Source organism: Acinetobacter sp. DL27, from assembly GCF_055810995.1.
In genome coordinates this window covers 3,009,161-3,024,333 of record NZ_CM147947.1, presented here as the reverse complement: position 1 = coordinate 3,024,333, position 15,173 = coordinate 3,009,161, and the positions used below count along the sequence as shown (strand labels likewise).

General features: G+C 41.4%; 15 protein-coding genes and 3 tRNA genes. 5 read left to right on the top strand and 13 right to left on the bottom strand.

The window, feature by feature from the left end:
• The first annotated feature begins 94 nt into the window (after positions 1-94).
• From AC0KVP_RS14570 to AC0KVP_RS14560, 3 genes are all read left to right on the top strand, one after another.
• Complete coding sequence (locus AC0KVP_RS14570) at positions 95-1,381, top strand: hypothetical protein (protein ID WP_473337563.1); 1,287 nt, start codon at positions 95-97, stop codon at positions 1,379-1,381.
• 120 nt (positions 1,382-1,501) lie between these two features.
• Entirely contained in the window at positions 1,502-1,696 is a 195-nt protein-coding gene (locus tag AC0KVP_RS14565; RefSeq protein ID WP_004692607.1) for a hypothetical protein, read from the top strand.
• A 124-nt stretch (positions 1,697-1,820) separates the two neighbouring features.
• Positions 1,821-2,777 (top strand): 2-hydroxyacid dehydrogenase, encoded by a 957-nt coding sequence (locus AC0KVP_RS14560; protein WP_428854649.1) that lies wholly within the window; start codon positions 1,821-1,823, stop codon positions 2,775-2,777.
• Between the two features lie 50 nt (positions 2,778-2,827).
• Here AC0KVP_RS14560 and AC0KVP_RS14555 read toward each other — a convergent pair whose 3' ends face one another.
• The 8 genes from AC0KVP_RS14555 to AC0KVP_RS14520 form a co-directional block, all read right to left on the bottom strand.
• Complete coding sequence (locus AC0KVP_RS14555; protein WP_473337560.1) at positions 2,828-3,391, bottom strand: hypothetical protein; 564 nt, start codon at positions 3,389-3,391, stop codon at positions 2,828-2,830.
• Positions 3,392-3,557: 166 nt separating this feature from the next.
• Positions 3,558-4,079, bottom strand: coding sequence for a hypothetical protein (locus AC0KVP_RS14550; RefSeq protein WP_473337559.1), 522 nt, complete (start codon positions 4,077-4,079; stop codon positions 3,558-3,560).
• A gap of 299 nt (positions 4,080-4,378) precedes the next feature.
• Positions 4,379-4,768, bottom strand: a complete 390-nt coding sequence (locus AC0KVP_RS14545; protein WP_004978867.1) for a hypothetical protein — start codon at positions 4,766-4,768, stop codon at positions 4,379-4,381.
• A gap of 58 nt (positions 4,769-4,826) precedes the next feature.
• The gene (locus AC0KVP_RS14540) at positions 4,827-5,441 is read right to left on the bottom strand and encodes a Pycsar system effector family protein (protein WP_473337557.1); all 615 of its coding nucleotides are present in this window, start codon (positions 5,439-5,441) and stop codon (positions 4,827-4,829) included.
• Positions 5,434-6,153, bottom strand: coding sequence for an adenylate/guanylate cyclase domain-containing protein (locus AC0KVP_RS14535; RefSeq protein WP_473337556.1), 720 nt, complete (start codon positions 6,151-6,153; stop codon positions 5,434-5,436). Before AC0KVP_RS14535 ends, AC0KVP_RS14540 begins: the two co-directional genes overlap by 8 nt.
• Positions 6,154-6,223: 70 nt before the next feature.
• Positions 6,224-8,293 carry a glycine--tRNA ligase subunit beta gene (gene glyS / locus AC0KVP_RS14530; protein ID WP_473337554.1) on the bottom strand — a complete coding sequence of 690 codons (2,070 nt, stop codon included), beginning with the start codon at positions 8,291-8,293 and terminating at the stop codon, positions 6,224-6,226.
• Positions 8,293-9,282 (bottom strand): glycine--tRNA ligase subunit alpha, encoded by a 990-nt coding sequence (gene glyQ, locus AC0KVP_RS14525; RefSeq protein WP_010325817.1) that lies wholly within the window; start codon positions 9,280-9,282, stop codon positions 8,293-8,295. Before glyQ ends, glyS begins: the two co-directional genes overlap by 1 nt.
• A gap of 410 nt (positions 9,283-9,692) precedes the next feature.
• Positions 9,693-9,983, bottom strand: a complete 291-nt coding sequence (locus AC0KVP_RS14520) for a hypothetical protein (protein WP_224467568.1) — start codon at positions 9,981-9,983, stop codon at positions 9,693-9,695.
• A 172-nt stretch (positions 9,984-10,155) separates the two neighbouring features.
• On the opposite strand from AC0KVP_RS14520, the gene AC0KVP_RS14515 reads away from it, so the two are divergent.
• Entirely contained in the window at positions 10,156-11,253 is a 1,098-nt protein-coding gene (locus AC0KVP_RS14515) for an HPP family protein (RefSeq protein WP_010325819.1), read from the top strand.
• 95 nt (positions 11,254-11,348) lie between these two features.
• On the opposite strand, the gene AC0KVP_RS14510 is transcribed toward AC0KVP_RS14515, so the two are convergent.
• On the bottom strand, positions 11,349-11,624 hold the full coding sequence (locus tag AC0KVP_RS14510; protein WP_004692583.1) for a PspC domain-containing protein: 276 nt from the start codon (positions 11,622-11,624) through the stop codon (positions 11,349-11,351).
• A 281-nt stretch (positions 11,625-11,905) separates the two neighbouring features.
• Between AC0KVP_RS14510 and AC0KVP_RS14505 the strand changes: the two genes are divergently transcribed.
• Positions 11,906-12,550 carry a hypothetical protein gene (locus AC0KVP_RS14505; RefSeq protein WP_473337551.1) on the top strand — a complete coding sequence of 215 codons (645 nt, stop codon included), beginning with the start codon at positions 11,906-11,908 and terminating at the stop codon, positions 12,548-12,550.
• A gap of 143 nt (positions 12,551-12,693) precedes the next feature.
• Here the strand turns inward: AC0KVP_RS14505 and AC0KVP_RS14500 are convergent.
• The 4 genes from AC0KVP_RS14500 to AC0KVP_RS14485 all read right to left on the bottom strand — a co-directional run bounded on the left by AC0KVP_RS14500 (position 12,694) and on the right by AC0KVP_RS14485 (position 15,014).
• A tRNA-Lys gene (locus tag AC0KVP_RS14500) sits at positions 12,694-12,769 on the bottom strand.
• A 102-nt stretch (positions 12,770-12,871) separates the two neighbouring features.
• Positions 12,872-12,947 (bottom strand) — tRNA-Lys (locus AC0KVP_RS14495).
• A gap of 19 nt (positions 12,948-12,966) precedes the next feature.
• Positions 12,967-13,042 (bottom strand) — tRNA-Lys (locus AC0KVP_RS14490).
• Between the two features lie 130 nt (positions 13,043-13,172).
• Entirely contained in the window at positions 13,173-15,014 is a 1,842-nt protein-coding gene (locus AC0KVP_RS14485; RefSeq protein WP_473337549.1) for a long-chain-acyl-CoA synthetase, read from the bottom strand.
• Between the last annotated feature and the right edge of the window lie 159 nt (positions 15,015-15,173).

The window sequence follows — 15,173 nt, the reverse complement described above, 5'->3', positions numbered from 1 at the left end:
CTATAAAATAACACATTTGGTTCGATGAAATCGCTTATGCTGTATGGAACGAACATGACCTCACTTTATAGGAATGAAATCTCTCAGCATGGACATGGCGAAACAAATTATTTTTGAAGACGAACAGATTCGTGTCATTTTTTTACAGGGTTCATCGGACGAACTTATTTTCTCTTTTGGCGATCTGATTACTCGCGCCAAGGGAACGTCGATCAATGCAGAAAAGTCGCTAGCGAAGTTTGGCTTCAATGTGGTTGGCATTATGCCAAAACAAAAGTCATGGTTTCCAGAGTCTTCAATGTTGGCGATGTTAGAGGCGATACGCGCTTGGATTGCCCCCTTTCAAACCCGTATTGCCTATGCAGGGTCAATGGGTGGTTATGCCGCGATTAAATACTCTAAGCTGCTCCAGTTTAAGCGCGTAGTGGCCTTGGTGCCGCAGTATTCGATTGACCCTGAACAGGTGACGGATAACCGCTATAACATGTTCTATCAGCCTGAGCTGAACCATGACATGCAGGTACAGCCGAAGGATGTCTCGGCAGAGTGTGAATACATTGTTATTTATGACCCTTACTGCCCTGAAGACCGTGCGCATTATGAAAAATTACAAACGGTCGTGCCGAATCTAAATACCCTGAACTTACCTTTTACAGGGCATGATGCGATTGCGGTTTTGGCCAGTTCAGATTTGTTGCACGATTTTTTACGTCATGAGTTTGATGCGCCGTATTTTTATAAAAAAATTCGTGAAGTGAAAAAGAATAGCAAGTTTTACTACCGTAAAGTGATCGAAAACTTGTTGCCGCGTCATCGCTTTTCTTTAGGGCGAATTCTGAAAAATAATGAGCTTGAGTTAGACGGTCAATTTTTTGATGCCAAGCTAAAACAAAGCATTATCCGCGAGTTACTCAGCAATCGACAAGTGAGCCAGACGGATCTGCTGAAATTGGGTATTCAGGTCAACTTGCCGCAAGAAAATAGCTGTCAGTTAATGGATAGTTTTGGACATGGTTTAGTGTTCAATATGATCAGTCAAAAGATTGAAAGCTATGCACCAGATGCCATTGCACTGAATCATAAGTTTCTGTTGCCGATCTTTGCCAAGGGTAATGGACTGGTCCACATTTACTATAATGACATGCGCTATACCGTGGTGATGAATGACCGTCAGATTATGAAGTTGGTGCATGAACAAGCCGAATTGAGCGCTGGGATGCATCCATTATTAATGAAAAAATACAGTGATTATTATCTGATTAGTTATAAGCAGTTTAACTTTAGCTGTGATGAATATGGTGGCTTTGATTTGGTCGAGGATATTCCAGAAACAGCGCAGTTTTTGGTGTCAAGCGATGCTGAGTCAGATGTGTTCATGTGATTTATTCATATAGGGCTTTGGTCTAAGGCCAAGCGCTTGTTTTCCGTCCTATTTGGTTTAATATGAAAGTATTGTTTATCTTTTAAACAATACGGATAAAGATCAAATAGGGTGGAAGCAATGCAAAGACATTGGTCGGCTGTATTTATAACATTACTGTTTATTTCAACATCACAAAGCGTACTGGCACAAAGTTTAGACCCAGCTTATCTGACATTCGGTGGTGGTCTCATTCTCCTGCTGATCCTGACGTTTTATGTGATTAAACAAATCAGTATTTCTATTCGTATTCATCGTAATAAGCCCGTTAAATAGCGGGCTTTTTTTCTGTATGTAGCGGCTATTTTTAGGTGGTCAAGACAGTGTTTACGTTGAAAAATGGAGCTGAGTTGGTTTAAATAAGCGTTCTATCATTATGCAGAACAACAGGACGTGAGCAATGAAAGCCGTATTTTTAGATTGTGCATCCTTAGATCAAAATGATTTGGACTTTCAAGCACTGCATGCTGTTTTTGATGAGCTGATCCTTTACCCAAGTACCGATGCTGAGACGATCGTTGCGCGCGTGCAAGACGCAGATGTGATTATTAGCAACAAAGTGATGTTGGATGCCGATACCTTAAAACAATGCCCTCAGTTAAAGTTGATTTTAATCTCTGCCACAGGCACCAATAACATTGATCTGCAGCAAGCCAAAGCACAAGGTGTTGTGGTGTGTAATTGTCAGGGTTATGGCACGGCAGCGGTGGCACAGCACACTTTGATGTTGATGCTCAACCTTGCAACCTCCTGCTTGCAATATGACCGCGCGGTGCAGCAGGGCGAATGGAATAAAGCTTCGCAGTTTTGCCTACTGGACTACCCAATTATTGAACTTTCGGGTAAGACCTTGGGCATTTTAGGTTATGGCGAATTGGGGCAGGCGGTGGTCAAACTCGCTGAAGCATTTGGTATGCGGATTTTGGTGGGTAATTTGCCGAACCGTCCACATGCTGACTCAACACGAGTCGGCTTTGATGACTTGCTGGCACAATCAGATTTTATCAGTCTGCATTGTCCATTAACCGATGACACGCGTGACCTGATCGATGCTCACGCTTTCGCAAAAATGAAAAAAAGTGCCTTTTTAATTAATTGTGCACGGGGTGGAATTGTCAATGAAGCAGCTTTGGCAGACGCGTTAAAACAGGGTCAGATTGCAGGCGCAGCAACCGACGTACTAACCGCTGAGCCACCTAAAGAAGGCAATGTTTTATTGGAGGCTCGTCTGCCGAATTTAATCATCACACCACACAGCGCGTGGGGCAGTGTCGACGCACGTCAGCGCATGGTGCAGCAGTTGGTGGAAAATGCTCAAGCTTTTCAAGCAGGGCAGCCAATCCGTCGGGTGAATTAAAGCAAATGTTGACAACGAAAAAGCCCATCAATTGATGGGCTTTTTTGCTATTAAAGTTTAGTCACTTTAATTTCTTCTTCTACTTGAGCAGGTGTAAAGGAAGACGGTGCTTGGGTAATCGTGGGCTCATTTACTGTTTGGGGTGCGACAGGCTGTGCAGATGAGACTGACGGTGTTTGAACCTCAGGAGCATCTAAGGGTGTAGATGACGGTTGACTTAAACTGCCTTGGTAAATGGGGGCAGGTTGATCGGTTTGACCAGTAATCACTTGCTTGGTTTCATGCAGCTTTTTATTCACATTTTGGGTGACTTGCTGTCCTGTTTCTTTGGCTTGTTCTGCGGTGTTGTTGGTGATGGTTTTTGCACTGTCCAAGGCTTGGTGTGCAGAAGGGCGAATTTTTTGGATGCCTTTTTCTGTTGCAGTCCCGACTTTTTCCGCCGTGTTAATCACACCTTCTTGCGTTTTATAAGCCCAGACATGAAAGATGTTGGGATTTTTACCATAAGGCGTAATTGGCTTTTGCACTTGCTGAGTAGTGGTTTCTGTTTGTGCCCATACACCTGCTGTAGTCATTAAAAGAGTGCAGAAGAGTGTTGTTTTCATCATGTTCATAGAGCAGTGTACCTCTTGGGCTATCGTGCATAAATCAGCGTTTTAGCATAAAGCCTCTTTGTGTGAATTTCATGTGCTTGGTTGTAAACAAGCGTCGTGTGCAAACGTATATAGCTAAAAAAGAGCCCAGCATGTGGGCTCTCTCAACTCTGGAGGAGTTTAACTTTTACTTCGCGCCAACGGCAGCATCCGCAGATGAACCGACTTTAGCTTTAGCAACAGGTGTATCTAGTTCCACTTGGGCTTGCCCATTTACGCCAGCACGTTTAGGTTGACCACTGACAGCCTGCTTAGTTTCCTGCCATTTTTGTTTGGTCGCTTGTTGGCCTTGTTTCGCTTTATCCGCTATATAGTGACCACTTTTTTTGGTGTTATGCTCAACAGAGTGTTTAACGTCACCAGCTTTATCTTTTACGACAGCAGATTTTTCAGCTGAAAATTCTTTGGTGTCTTGCCATTTTTCTTTGCTGAATGCTTTGGTTTTGTCGACACCATGCTCAACCGTTTCACCTGTCGCATGCGCGGCATGTTTGACATCATGTTTTAAGTTTTGCAATACGCTTGGCTGCGAGGTTTGAACTTGAACATTGGCCGATGTATTGGCTGCGGTATTTGCAAATAGGGAAGTGGAGGCTAAAAGTGCAGTGGTTAAAGCCGAAGCAGTGAGTGTTTTTGTTAAAACTTTCATCTTTAATTTTCTACCTCTTATGACAGAACCCGATGAGGAGTTCAGAACAGCAGTCATCATAGACAGAAATGAGCTTAAAAATAGCGTTTGATATGAAAGTCGCACAATGCGGCAACAGCGCATGAACAATGGGCTGAAAATTGTGTCGTTCAGTTAATTCATTAAAATTATGTAAGTTTATGCGTGGTCGTTGTTTTAAATGTAAAGAATATGGAGACTGGTATTGAAGTAAAGGACATGAAGCGAAAGGCATTTGAGAGAAAGTCATCACTGATGTTGCACCAGTGATGACGATTTGCTTAGTTACATTGAGCTAAGGCTTCTTTTGCAAAGTGATTACGTAGTGCGAGGAAGTTTTTCTGTACTTCTGCATCGTGTAATTCAAATTTGGTTGCTGTGCTTGTGCCATCGAGTGCAAAGGTTGCTGAGCCACCTGTGATGAGGGTGTAGTCACGGAACGCCCACTGTTCTACGACTTTGCCTGCTTTGAGGTTGCCGGTAAATTCGATGACGCATTTGTCTTCAAATTTGGTCAGTTTTGCTTTGTTATTGGTTGTGTCCGGATAGACTTCAATGTCTTGGACTTCTTGTAATACACCCGCTGTCAACTGTGGAATCGTTGGTTGAGATGTACATGCTGTAATAGAAAGGGCAGCAAAAGTAGCGAAAAGTACAGTTTTTAATTTCATAAGGTTCGTTCTTGTTGCGAGTTGTTAGGTTGAGTATAGGGGCTTGGTGGTTTATTGGCTATAACAAATAGTCTAAATATTGTTTAGGATGAAGGAGCTGTATGTGTTGATTTACGACGTCTACTTTTTTTGTATTTGGTATAGCGATAAAGCTGATTGATCCGACTATAATCAGTATGAAAATAAGAACTACGGCATGCCTCAAGCGGAAAATTTTTAGGTCACGAATATAGATTAACTTTAAATGTTCGAAAGCTAATTCTTTTGAGATATCTAAAGTTGTATCTTCAATTTCATTTTTATAGTCTTGAACTGATTTTTTAGAGAAATTATCGGTTCTCCAAAAAATATTGAATAAATTAAATTTGAATAAACCAGCATTAAAATATAGACCTTTTTGATCTGTACTATCCTTAATATGCTTACTAGGGCTGTCGATTACCGAAAGTGCTAAAAGTAAAATGACTACTGTTAATAACCAAATAGCTAAAATGATTGTGGCTAGAGCTTGTTGCCACCATAGTTCATTTAAAGTTAAAAATTTAAAAATCTCCCTTATTTGTGGAAAAGGAACAATACAGCCTGCTAGTAATGCACCGATTTTAAAGTCGATTGCTCTTATGTTTTGTTGGGTGTCTTGAATGGCAGAGTGAAGAAATTCAAATTTATCCATTTTCTTGAACCCATTGGTTCATAAAGATACTTATGACATCACCTTCATAATAGTCAGTATAATTTACTTTTTGACATAAACTTTTATTATGGTCATTCAAATTTGAATAAAATACATCAGAAAGGATGATTGTTTTACGGTATCCTTTATTTGCGTTGTTACAGTATTGGGCAGTTTTCCCTATGAGTTCACCAATCCAAGTAACTTCATTGATACCACTACCTTTATAACCAGCTTTGATAACTAAAGCTTGACCATAGTGAAGCCCTATACCAACTTTAAGCTGAGTGTATGCTTTCTTTTTTAATTTTATATTTAATGTTTGGATTAATGAGTTTGCTTCGAAGGCTGTTTGGAAAACCCGATCAATTTGATCTTTTGTTTCTGTATTGAAAACTCCCCAAACACAATCTCCTTCAATATAGATTTGTTGAATATTAGGGTTTCCATTAAGTAGTGCAACTATTTCAGAAATATAGACTCTGTATATTTTTGCTAAAACCTTTTTTTGATGTTTTGTTGCAAGTTCTTTTGAACCGCGCATATCAATAAATAATGCTGAGCAATTTATATGATAGCCATTGGTATAAGTTAAATCGTCAATACTTGGTACTTTATTGTTTTCTTGATAATTATTATCAGAAGAATCTAATATTTCATCCATTCTTTCACGACTTTTTTCAAAATCATATGCTTTATGATTTGCTTGCATTATTTCTTCTCAAAACAAAACCCCACTAATTTATAGCGGGGTTTTGTTTAAAACTCAAGCAACTAAGACTTTAGTGCTGCAACACCGAAATATCCGCAACACTGGTAAACAAGTCTCGTAACTGAGCCAGTAAGCGTAAACGGTTTGCTTTCAAATCCACATCATCTGCCATGACCATTACACCATCAAAGAAAGCATCAATTGGCGCACGCAAAGCAGCAAGTTTCGACAGCGCTTCCGTATAGTCTTTGGTAGCTAAAAGCGGTTGAACCACAGGCAGAATAGTTTGAATCTCTGCATAAAGTGCTTTTTCAGCATCTTCAACTAACTTAGATTCGACAATTTCACCCGTAGGTGCAGCTTCTTTCGCCAAGATATTCGCAACACGCTTATTCGCAGCAGCCAAAGCAGCAGCTTCAGGCAAACTACGGAAATGATTCACTGCAGTTACACGCTTATCAAAATCTAAAGGAGATTTTGGAGATAACGCTTGAACTGCTTGAATCACATCAACAGCAACACCTTGGTCTTCGTATTTTGCACGGTAACGACCTTCAAGGAATGCAACCGCATCCGCCAAAGTCTTGTCATGGTCTTTTAATACATCGCCATAAGCAGCCAAAGCAAGCTTGATGAGTTCTTCAATTGAAACATCAAGATTGTTTTCAGTCACTAAACGCAAAATACCAATCGCAGAACGACGTAAAGCAAACGGGTCTTTAGAACCTGTAGGCGCTTGACCAATACCGAAAATACCTGTGAGCGTATCTAAACGATCTGCAAGCGCAATCGTCGTACCAGTTTTAGTTTGAGGCAAAACGTCACCTGCAAATTTAGGTAAATATTGCTCACCTAAAGCTTCCGCAACTTCATCATTCTCGCCTTCAAGACGTGCATAGTAAGTGCCCGCAATCCCTTGAAGTTCTGGGAATTCGCCAACCAATTCAGAGGTTAAATCACACTTTGCAAGCAGTGCTGCTTTTTCAGCATCTGCAGGATTCGCACCTGTGATTGAAGATAAAGCCATAGCCAATTTAGCAATACGTTCAGATTTATTCCAAAGCGTACCTAACTGTGCTTGGAAAACCATATTGCCTAATTTTTCTTTACGAGATGCAAGCGGTTGCTTTTGATCTTGTAAGAAGAAGAATTCAGCATCAGACAAACGAGGGCGTACAACTTTCTCATTCCCTTCAATAATTTGAGTTGGATCTTTAGACTCAATATTTGAAACAGTAATGAAGTAAGGTTGAAGTTTATTGTCAGCATTTACCAAACAGAAATACTTCTGATTGTCTTGCATGGTCGTGATCAACGCTTCTTGAGGCACAGCAAGGAAACGTTCTTCAAAGCTTGCACGAAGCGCAACTGGCCATTCAACCAATGCGGTCACTTCATCACGTAAATCAGCAGGAACGATCGCAATCGCATTGACTTCATCAGCAAGTGCTTTGACTTGTTGGTCGATGATGGCTTGACGCTCTTCAAAATTCGCTACAACTTTTGCAGCACGAAGCGCATCTAAATATGCATCTGTATTGGTTAAAATAATGGCTTCAGGCGCATGGAAACGATGACCATAAGTCACATTACCTGCTTTGTGATCTTGAATAGTTGCATTAACCACATCATTGTCTTTAAGCAACACAACCCATTTTACAGGACGAACGAATTCGGTACGGCTTGCCGCAGAACGCATACGTTTTGCAATTGGAAGGTTATCCAAGGCAGTTTGTAAAATTTGTGGCAGTAAAACATCAAGGCTTTGACCTTTGACATCTTTTAAGTAGCAAACTTTTTCAACTTTACCTGCTTGAAACGTTGAAACTTGATCCGCAGTAATGCCTTGACCACGCATAAAGCCTTCAAGTGCTTTGGTTGGCTTACCTTCAGCATCATAAGCAGCTTGTACAGCAGGGCCGTCAAAACGTTTTTGAGTATCTGCTTGAGCACCATCTACATTGATAATTTTCAATGCCAAACGACGAGGCGCTGCATAGGCTTCGATAGAATCAAAAGCTAAACCTGCATCTTTTAAGCCTTTTTCTGTTTCAGCTTGCAATGCATCACGTAAAGTTTTTAAGCTTTTTGGTGGAAGTTCTTCACAGCCAAGTTCAAATAAAACTGTATGTTTAGACATTATTTGTTCTCCGCTGATTTTTCTGCTTGAGCCGCTTCTGCTTCAACCTGAGCTTTCAATTGAGCTAAAACTTCATCACGTAAATGTGGTTCTGCCATTGGGAAACCAAGCTTGGCACGAGCCGCCACATAGCTTTGTGCAATTGAACGTGCCAGAGTACGAACACGTAAAATATAGCGTTGACGCTCGGTTACAGAAATCGCACCACGTGCATCGAGTAAGTTAAAGCTGTGTGATGCTTTAATGACTTGTTCATAGGCAGGAAGTGGTAATTCTGCTTCAATTAAACGAGATGCTTCGGCTTCATAGAAGTCAAATAATTCAAACATTTTGTCGACTGGTGCGTATTCAAAGTTATAGGTTGATTGCTCAACTTCGTTTTGATGGAATACATCACCATAAGTCACTGTACCAAACTGACCTTTGGTCCAAACAAGATCGTAAACAGAATCGACACCTTGTAAGTACATTGCCAAACGTTCAAGACCGTAAGTGATTTCACCTGTTACTGGGTAACATTCAACACCGCCCACTTGCTGGAAGTAAGTAAACTGAGTCACTTCCATACCGTTGAGCCAAACTTCCCAACCTAAACCCCAAGCGCCGAGTGTTGGAGATTCCCAGTTGTCTTCTACAAAACGAATATCGTGAGTGAGGGTATCAATACCAATGGCTTTTAACGAGTCTAGGTAAAGTTGTTGGATATTGTCTGGGTTCGGTTTCAGTACCACTTGGAACTGGTAATAGTGTTGCAAACGGTTTGGGTTTTCACCATAACGACCGTCTTTAGGACGACGTGAGGGTTGAACGTATGCTGCGTTCCATGTTTCAGGCCCAAGTGCGCGTAAGAATGTTGCAGTGTGGAATGTCCCTGCACCCATTTCCATATCGTAAGGTTGTAAAATGACACAACCTTGTTCAGCCCAGTAGTTTTGTAAGGCAAGAATTAAGCCTTGGAATGTATCAATATGCGATATGGCGCGACTCATGCAGCATCCATTATAAATATAAGAAAAAATTGGTTCTAAGTATAAGGATTTTAGGTGGGAGTGGCAAAGGCTCTATTTATTTTTCAGCACTTAATTTTATATTCGCTAAAATGGCTTAGTACGACTTGCACACAGTAAGTCATGATGAATTTCGCATAAACATTCATCATGCCAACCATAATGAATATCTTTGCATATTTGGTGGGAAATATTTTTTTGAGTATGTCAATGTTTCTAAATGAGTATGAAGATCATGGGCTAACATAACAAAATGGGTCTCGGGATAAGGCCACTTGGCATGATTGTCAAAGTGGGAAACTGAATTTCCAAGTGACAATTCAAGTGTTAATAATTCATTTAAGCAGTCGCAGATTTCAAGTTTTTCAGTCATTTTCTATACTTTTCAGAAATTATCCAATAATAAGGTGATGATGTACGGTGCAGTAAGCATCTGTATGCCAATTAGAATGCATATCTCGATTAACCTGTGCTTGAACATTTGGGTGTTGGGGGAAATTAAGATTTTTTAAATGCAGAGATTGTTTTAGACAAATCAAATGACTTTCTTCTTTAGGCCACTGTCCATGAGCATCGTAACCAGAGATATTGTTGCCTTGTTTCACTTCAAATTGAATCAGGGGAATTAAGCATTCACATAAACCTAAAGTTTCAAGGTGATCTTCATATTTGAATTTTCCCAAGACGTGTACCTTTCTTCTTATAAAAATGAAACTCTTGCGCTAAATATAGACTTTGCTGATAACAATTGAAATAACAAAATTGATATCTCTAAGATGTAAAATAGATGCATCTTATTGCTGAGACCGCGTATAATTTTGCACTGGTTAAGTGCGAAAAAGTAGAAGGGCGGCTGTGTTTCATATGCAACTTGAATGGTTAAATACCTTAAAACCAAATTTTAAAGTGTTACCGCTAAAGGAAAGAATGCTCTGTGGTTTAGGTGCATTGTTGGGATTAGCACTGTCTTCACTCATAAGTTGGTGGCTTTTGGGTGGGATCAATGCGTGGTATATCGCCCCGATGGGTGCGTCCTCTGTGTTGCTTTTTGCCGTACCAGCCAGTCCTTTGGCTCAGCCATGGAATATTGTGATTGGGAATACGATTGCAGCCGTCATTGGGGTGACCTGCGCACTCTATATTTCCAACTTAACTGAAGCGTTTAGTGTTGCTGTGGCTTTGTCGATTATTTTGATGATGACGACAGACTCTTTGCATCCACCGAGTGGTGCTGTGGCGATTACAGCGGTGTTGGGAGGCGAGACGGTACACGAGTTAGGTTATCAGTTTGTGTTTTATCCTGTTTTACTCAACTCGATCTTGCTTCTCGTGATTGCGATTGTGTTCAACCGTTTACTCGGGAAGCAATACCCAACCGTGGCGCAAGTCAATACGCGTAGCACCGACCCGACCCCAACCCAGAAGGTCACGATCCAACCTGAAGATATTCATCAAGTTTTAGCCCAAGAAACACAGTTGCTCGACATCAGTGAATATGATTTACAAAAACTGATTTTAAAAGCCCAAGCGCAGGCAGATACTCGCTTTCATATAGACCTACGTTGTCGGGACATTATGAGTAAAGATGTCCTGTGTTTATATGAAGATGAAGACATTCAAGTCGCTGTGGAAAAATTTAAACAGGTCAATTTGATGAGTTTACCTGTGTTAAATCGAGCTGAACAAGTATGCGGCACCTTGGCTTTATATGAAGTGGTGGAGTGGTTCCAAAAGGCGACGGATTTGCGTACCTCTTGGCAAGATCAAGTCAAGCACATTATGAAACGTCAGGTGGTCACGGTACAGCCGGATCAAGAACTACAAGATTTGATCCCGTACTTTGTTGAACGTTCTTTTAACTATATCCCTGTGGTTGAGAATAAGGCGTTGGTCGGCATCATTAGCCGTGCCGATATGATTGCAGCATTGTATCGTCTGTTACAACATCGTTAAGTCATGTGAGTGTCGTAGGCCAAAAAAAAGCTACGACACTTTGGGGGAAGTGGTCGTAGCATAAAAAGAAACTTTTTGAGACGAAAGATGTGCGCTTATGGGTTGCGATGATCTGGATTAACAGTACGCATCGTATTGCTATAACCCGATCGGGCCTGTGGAGAATGCTCGATTTGGTCTTTTTGTTTCGGCATCACCAACCAAAGAATCAGGTAAACCAAAATTCCGGGGAATGCTGCACTTAACAGTGAAATGGTGATGAAAACAATACGAAGTAAATTTGCGTTCCAACCAAAACGTTCAGCAATACCACCCATCACACCAGCAATCATGTTTGAGCGGTTTGAGCGATATAAACCAACATTGGCCATCTAGGTCTCCTTAAAATTTAAAATCTGAGTGGCTTTATGCACTCATAATTTAAAAATGGAGATGGAATTAAGTTTTTAAAGGTGACGGAGCTAATTAAAAAGTAAAGTTATGTAAAGAGATAAAAGCTGGGGTTTTGATCGGGACTAAAATGTGCTCTATTTGGCGTTGAGCCCGCTGCTTAAAGTCAGCAAGTCATTTGAATCCGAGAAAAAACCAGAGGTCAGGATGGAATATTCGTGATGGTTATGGAGATTAATCACGTGCAGGAAGTGAGTGTGGAATGAAGTTGAAGCGAAGACATCAGGGTTTGATTGGCGCATTACTGCAAGGAGCGGTGGGGCTAATCGGTGTATCGTTAGCTGGCTGTGATGGTGGGTTGTCGGAGGCGTCACAACAACATGAAAATAGCACGGTAGAGGACGCGGCTGTTACGGCTGAGTCGGGGAAGAAGCTGACTGAGGTGGCAGGACGGGCAACCATGCAAGATGATTCGGAGTATGCACCTCGTACGCTTGATATTAGTGAACAGCAGTTTATTGGGCGTTATCGCACACAAATTCAATGTGATGGTTATTTTTTCCCTTGTGAAACAGGGAAGGCTGATTTTATTCTCAATTTTTTACCTGATGGTACGGTGCATCGCAGCATTGTGCGTTTGGGTAAGGTCTTTTCAGAAAAACAACGCCCTGGCTTTTCAAACTTAAGTTATCGCCGTGATACATGGACCATGAATAAAGAGCGAACAGAGTTGATTGTGCATCGTAAAGAGGGGATTAATTTTTATTATCGCGTGGTGGATTCGCAAACGCTGCAAATGGATTTGGATAAAAGTAATAATCTAGATGCCACTAACCAAAAATTGTATGCACGAGGTTTTCCGAAATTAGAGCGTGCGTATACATTAAAGCGTGAGCCTAATTCATAGTTAAAATGGAATTGGGCAAAGCAACAGAATAAGACTGAAGAATAATAATAGTGAAGAAATGAACAGCGTGCGAATTTTATGACTTAAATAGCGTGTCGCTAAATAAATGTCATATCAATGCAATTAAAGAGGATTTAAATAAATGGTGGGTCGTCCGCGATTCGAACGCGGGACCAACGGATTAAAAGTCCGCTGCTCTACCAGCTGAGCTAACGACCCTGAGCAAGGTGTGCGAAAGAGTATTCGCTGAAAGTTTAAAAAAGAAATTTTTAAAGCATTCGAACCTGAGCAGGTTTGTAAAATTAGATTTTACAAGAAAGATGGTGGGTCGTCCGCGATTCGAACGCGGGACCAACGGATTAAAAGTCCGCTGCTCTACCAGCTGAGCTAACGACCCATCAAGGGTATCAAAGGAATGGTGGGTCGTCCGCGATTCGAACGCGGGACCAACGGATTAAAAGTCCGCTGCTCTACCAGCTGAGCTAACGACCCATATCATTTGATGGAGCGTATTGTAGCAAGATATGCATCGAGCGCAAGTAAAAAATCGCAAACTTGTTGATGTTTGATTATAAATACAACAAATTTGCGATTAGGTAGCTAAAAAACAAGCAATTCGAGTTTAGAAGCGATATTGATAGGCTTGAATGTTATCAAAGACTTGTTGCGTTAAATCTGCATAGGCACTGCTGTTGGGTAACAGAACCAGCAGGCGTTCATCCGTTTTTTTCGGGTCAAAGGCTTGTTCTTTGAGCTTGTTCTTTTGGTATTTAAACGTTCCCGTAGTTTCAACTTGCTTTTGTACGCGTAAGAAAACGGGTACAGCATAGGCAGGCAGACATTTTTTAAAGCTCACGAGCATTTGAGCTAAATCCTGCTCATTCAGTTCAGCGCCATCTGCCAGTGTAATCGCAGCCATTCCCGCACGACCATTGGTGTTTGGAATTTCAACACCATACACTACAGCTTCGGTGATTTTGTCATATTCACTAACCATGTTTTCAACTTCAGTCGTGGACACATTTTCGCCTTTCCAGCGGAAGGTATCGCCTAAGCGGTCGACGAATTGGGCATGACGAAAGCCAATGTCGCGGACTAGGTCCCCTGTGTTGAAATAAGCATCGCCGGATTTGAAGACATCTTTAAGAATCACTGATTTATTTTTTTCAGGATCGGTATAGCCATCAAATGGAGAACGGCGGGTAATTTTACCAATCAATAAACCAACTTCGCCTTTTTTGACCTTGATACAGCCACCTTTGGCATCATAAACAGGCGCATTTTTTTCTTTATCAAACTGGATAATGGCATAAGGCGTAGGTGAAAAACCGACAGTGTTGTCAAAGTTAAATACATTGCTAAAGCCGACATTGCCTTCGCTCGATGCATAAAGCTCTAAAATTTCTTCAATACCAAACCGCTGTTTGAATTTGTCCCAAATATTCGGACGCATGCCATTGCCAATCATTTTGGTGACACGGTGGCCTTTTTCTAACGTTGAAGGTGATGCATCCATGAGGTAGCGACATAATTCACCGACATAGCCAATCGCAGAGGCATCGAACTTTTGCACATCTTTCCAAAAAGCAGAGGTGGAGTATTTACGGCGCAAAGCCAAGGTGCCCGCACCCGCAATCACGCCACACCAACACACCACAATGCCCGTTGCATGGTACAGCGGCAGGGTGACATACATTACATCGTCTTTACCGAGGTTCAGCACATGCCCATAGGTTCCATAAGCCAACGTCCAGCGGCTATGTGTGAAAATAACGGCTTTAGGTAGACCGGTTGTGCCTGAGGTATAAATATAAAATAAGCCATCTTTACCCAACACACTGTGTGTGGTTGGGGTATTGAATTTGGCAAAGGCATCAATTTTTTCAGCAAGATTACTAAAACCTTGCGGTGCAAGGTCTGCATCTTTTTGGGTTTCTTGGTCAGCAAACCAATAGAAACGATCCGCAGAGAGATTTAAATCATGACGGATTTCATCAACTGCGGCACGGCATTCTTCACCCACGATGACTGCGATGGGCTTGACTAGATTAATACTATGCGCCAGCACTTTACCGACTTGAGAGGTGTTGACTAAAGCCGCAGTAACGCCAATTTTGGCAAGTGCAATCACGGTTGCAACCAATTCAGGACGGTTTTCAATCATCACTGTGATGACATCCCCCTTTTTTGCCCCGATGGATAAAAAATAATGCCCGATTTGGTTTGCCCATTCGTTGAGGGCTTGGTAACTAAATTTTTGATCTTCAAAAAGCAAGGCCATACCGTGAGGGTTGCGCTTCACTGCTTTTTCAAAAGCAATCCCGAGACCTGCTGGGGTGTTTGGGGTCCGTAAATATGCTTGTTTTAATCCACTGAGTAAGTTGGGAACTTTACTGATGAATTGAGGAAGTTTTGCTGCAACGTCGGTAATACCAATGAGGTCATGTGATGGGTGTTGGCTCATATGAATCCTAATTATTTTATGCAATCCAATGCGTTTGAATAGTGCTCAGTTTCTACACTTGTTCTTTTAATCGTTTCGGTCTAGTGCAATCAACCTAATCTGACGAAAATAACAAAAAAACCTAGCCACTGACATGACTAGGTTTTTAAAATTTACAAC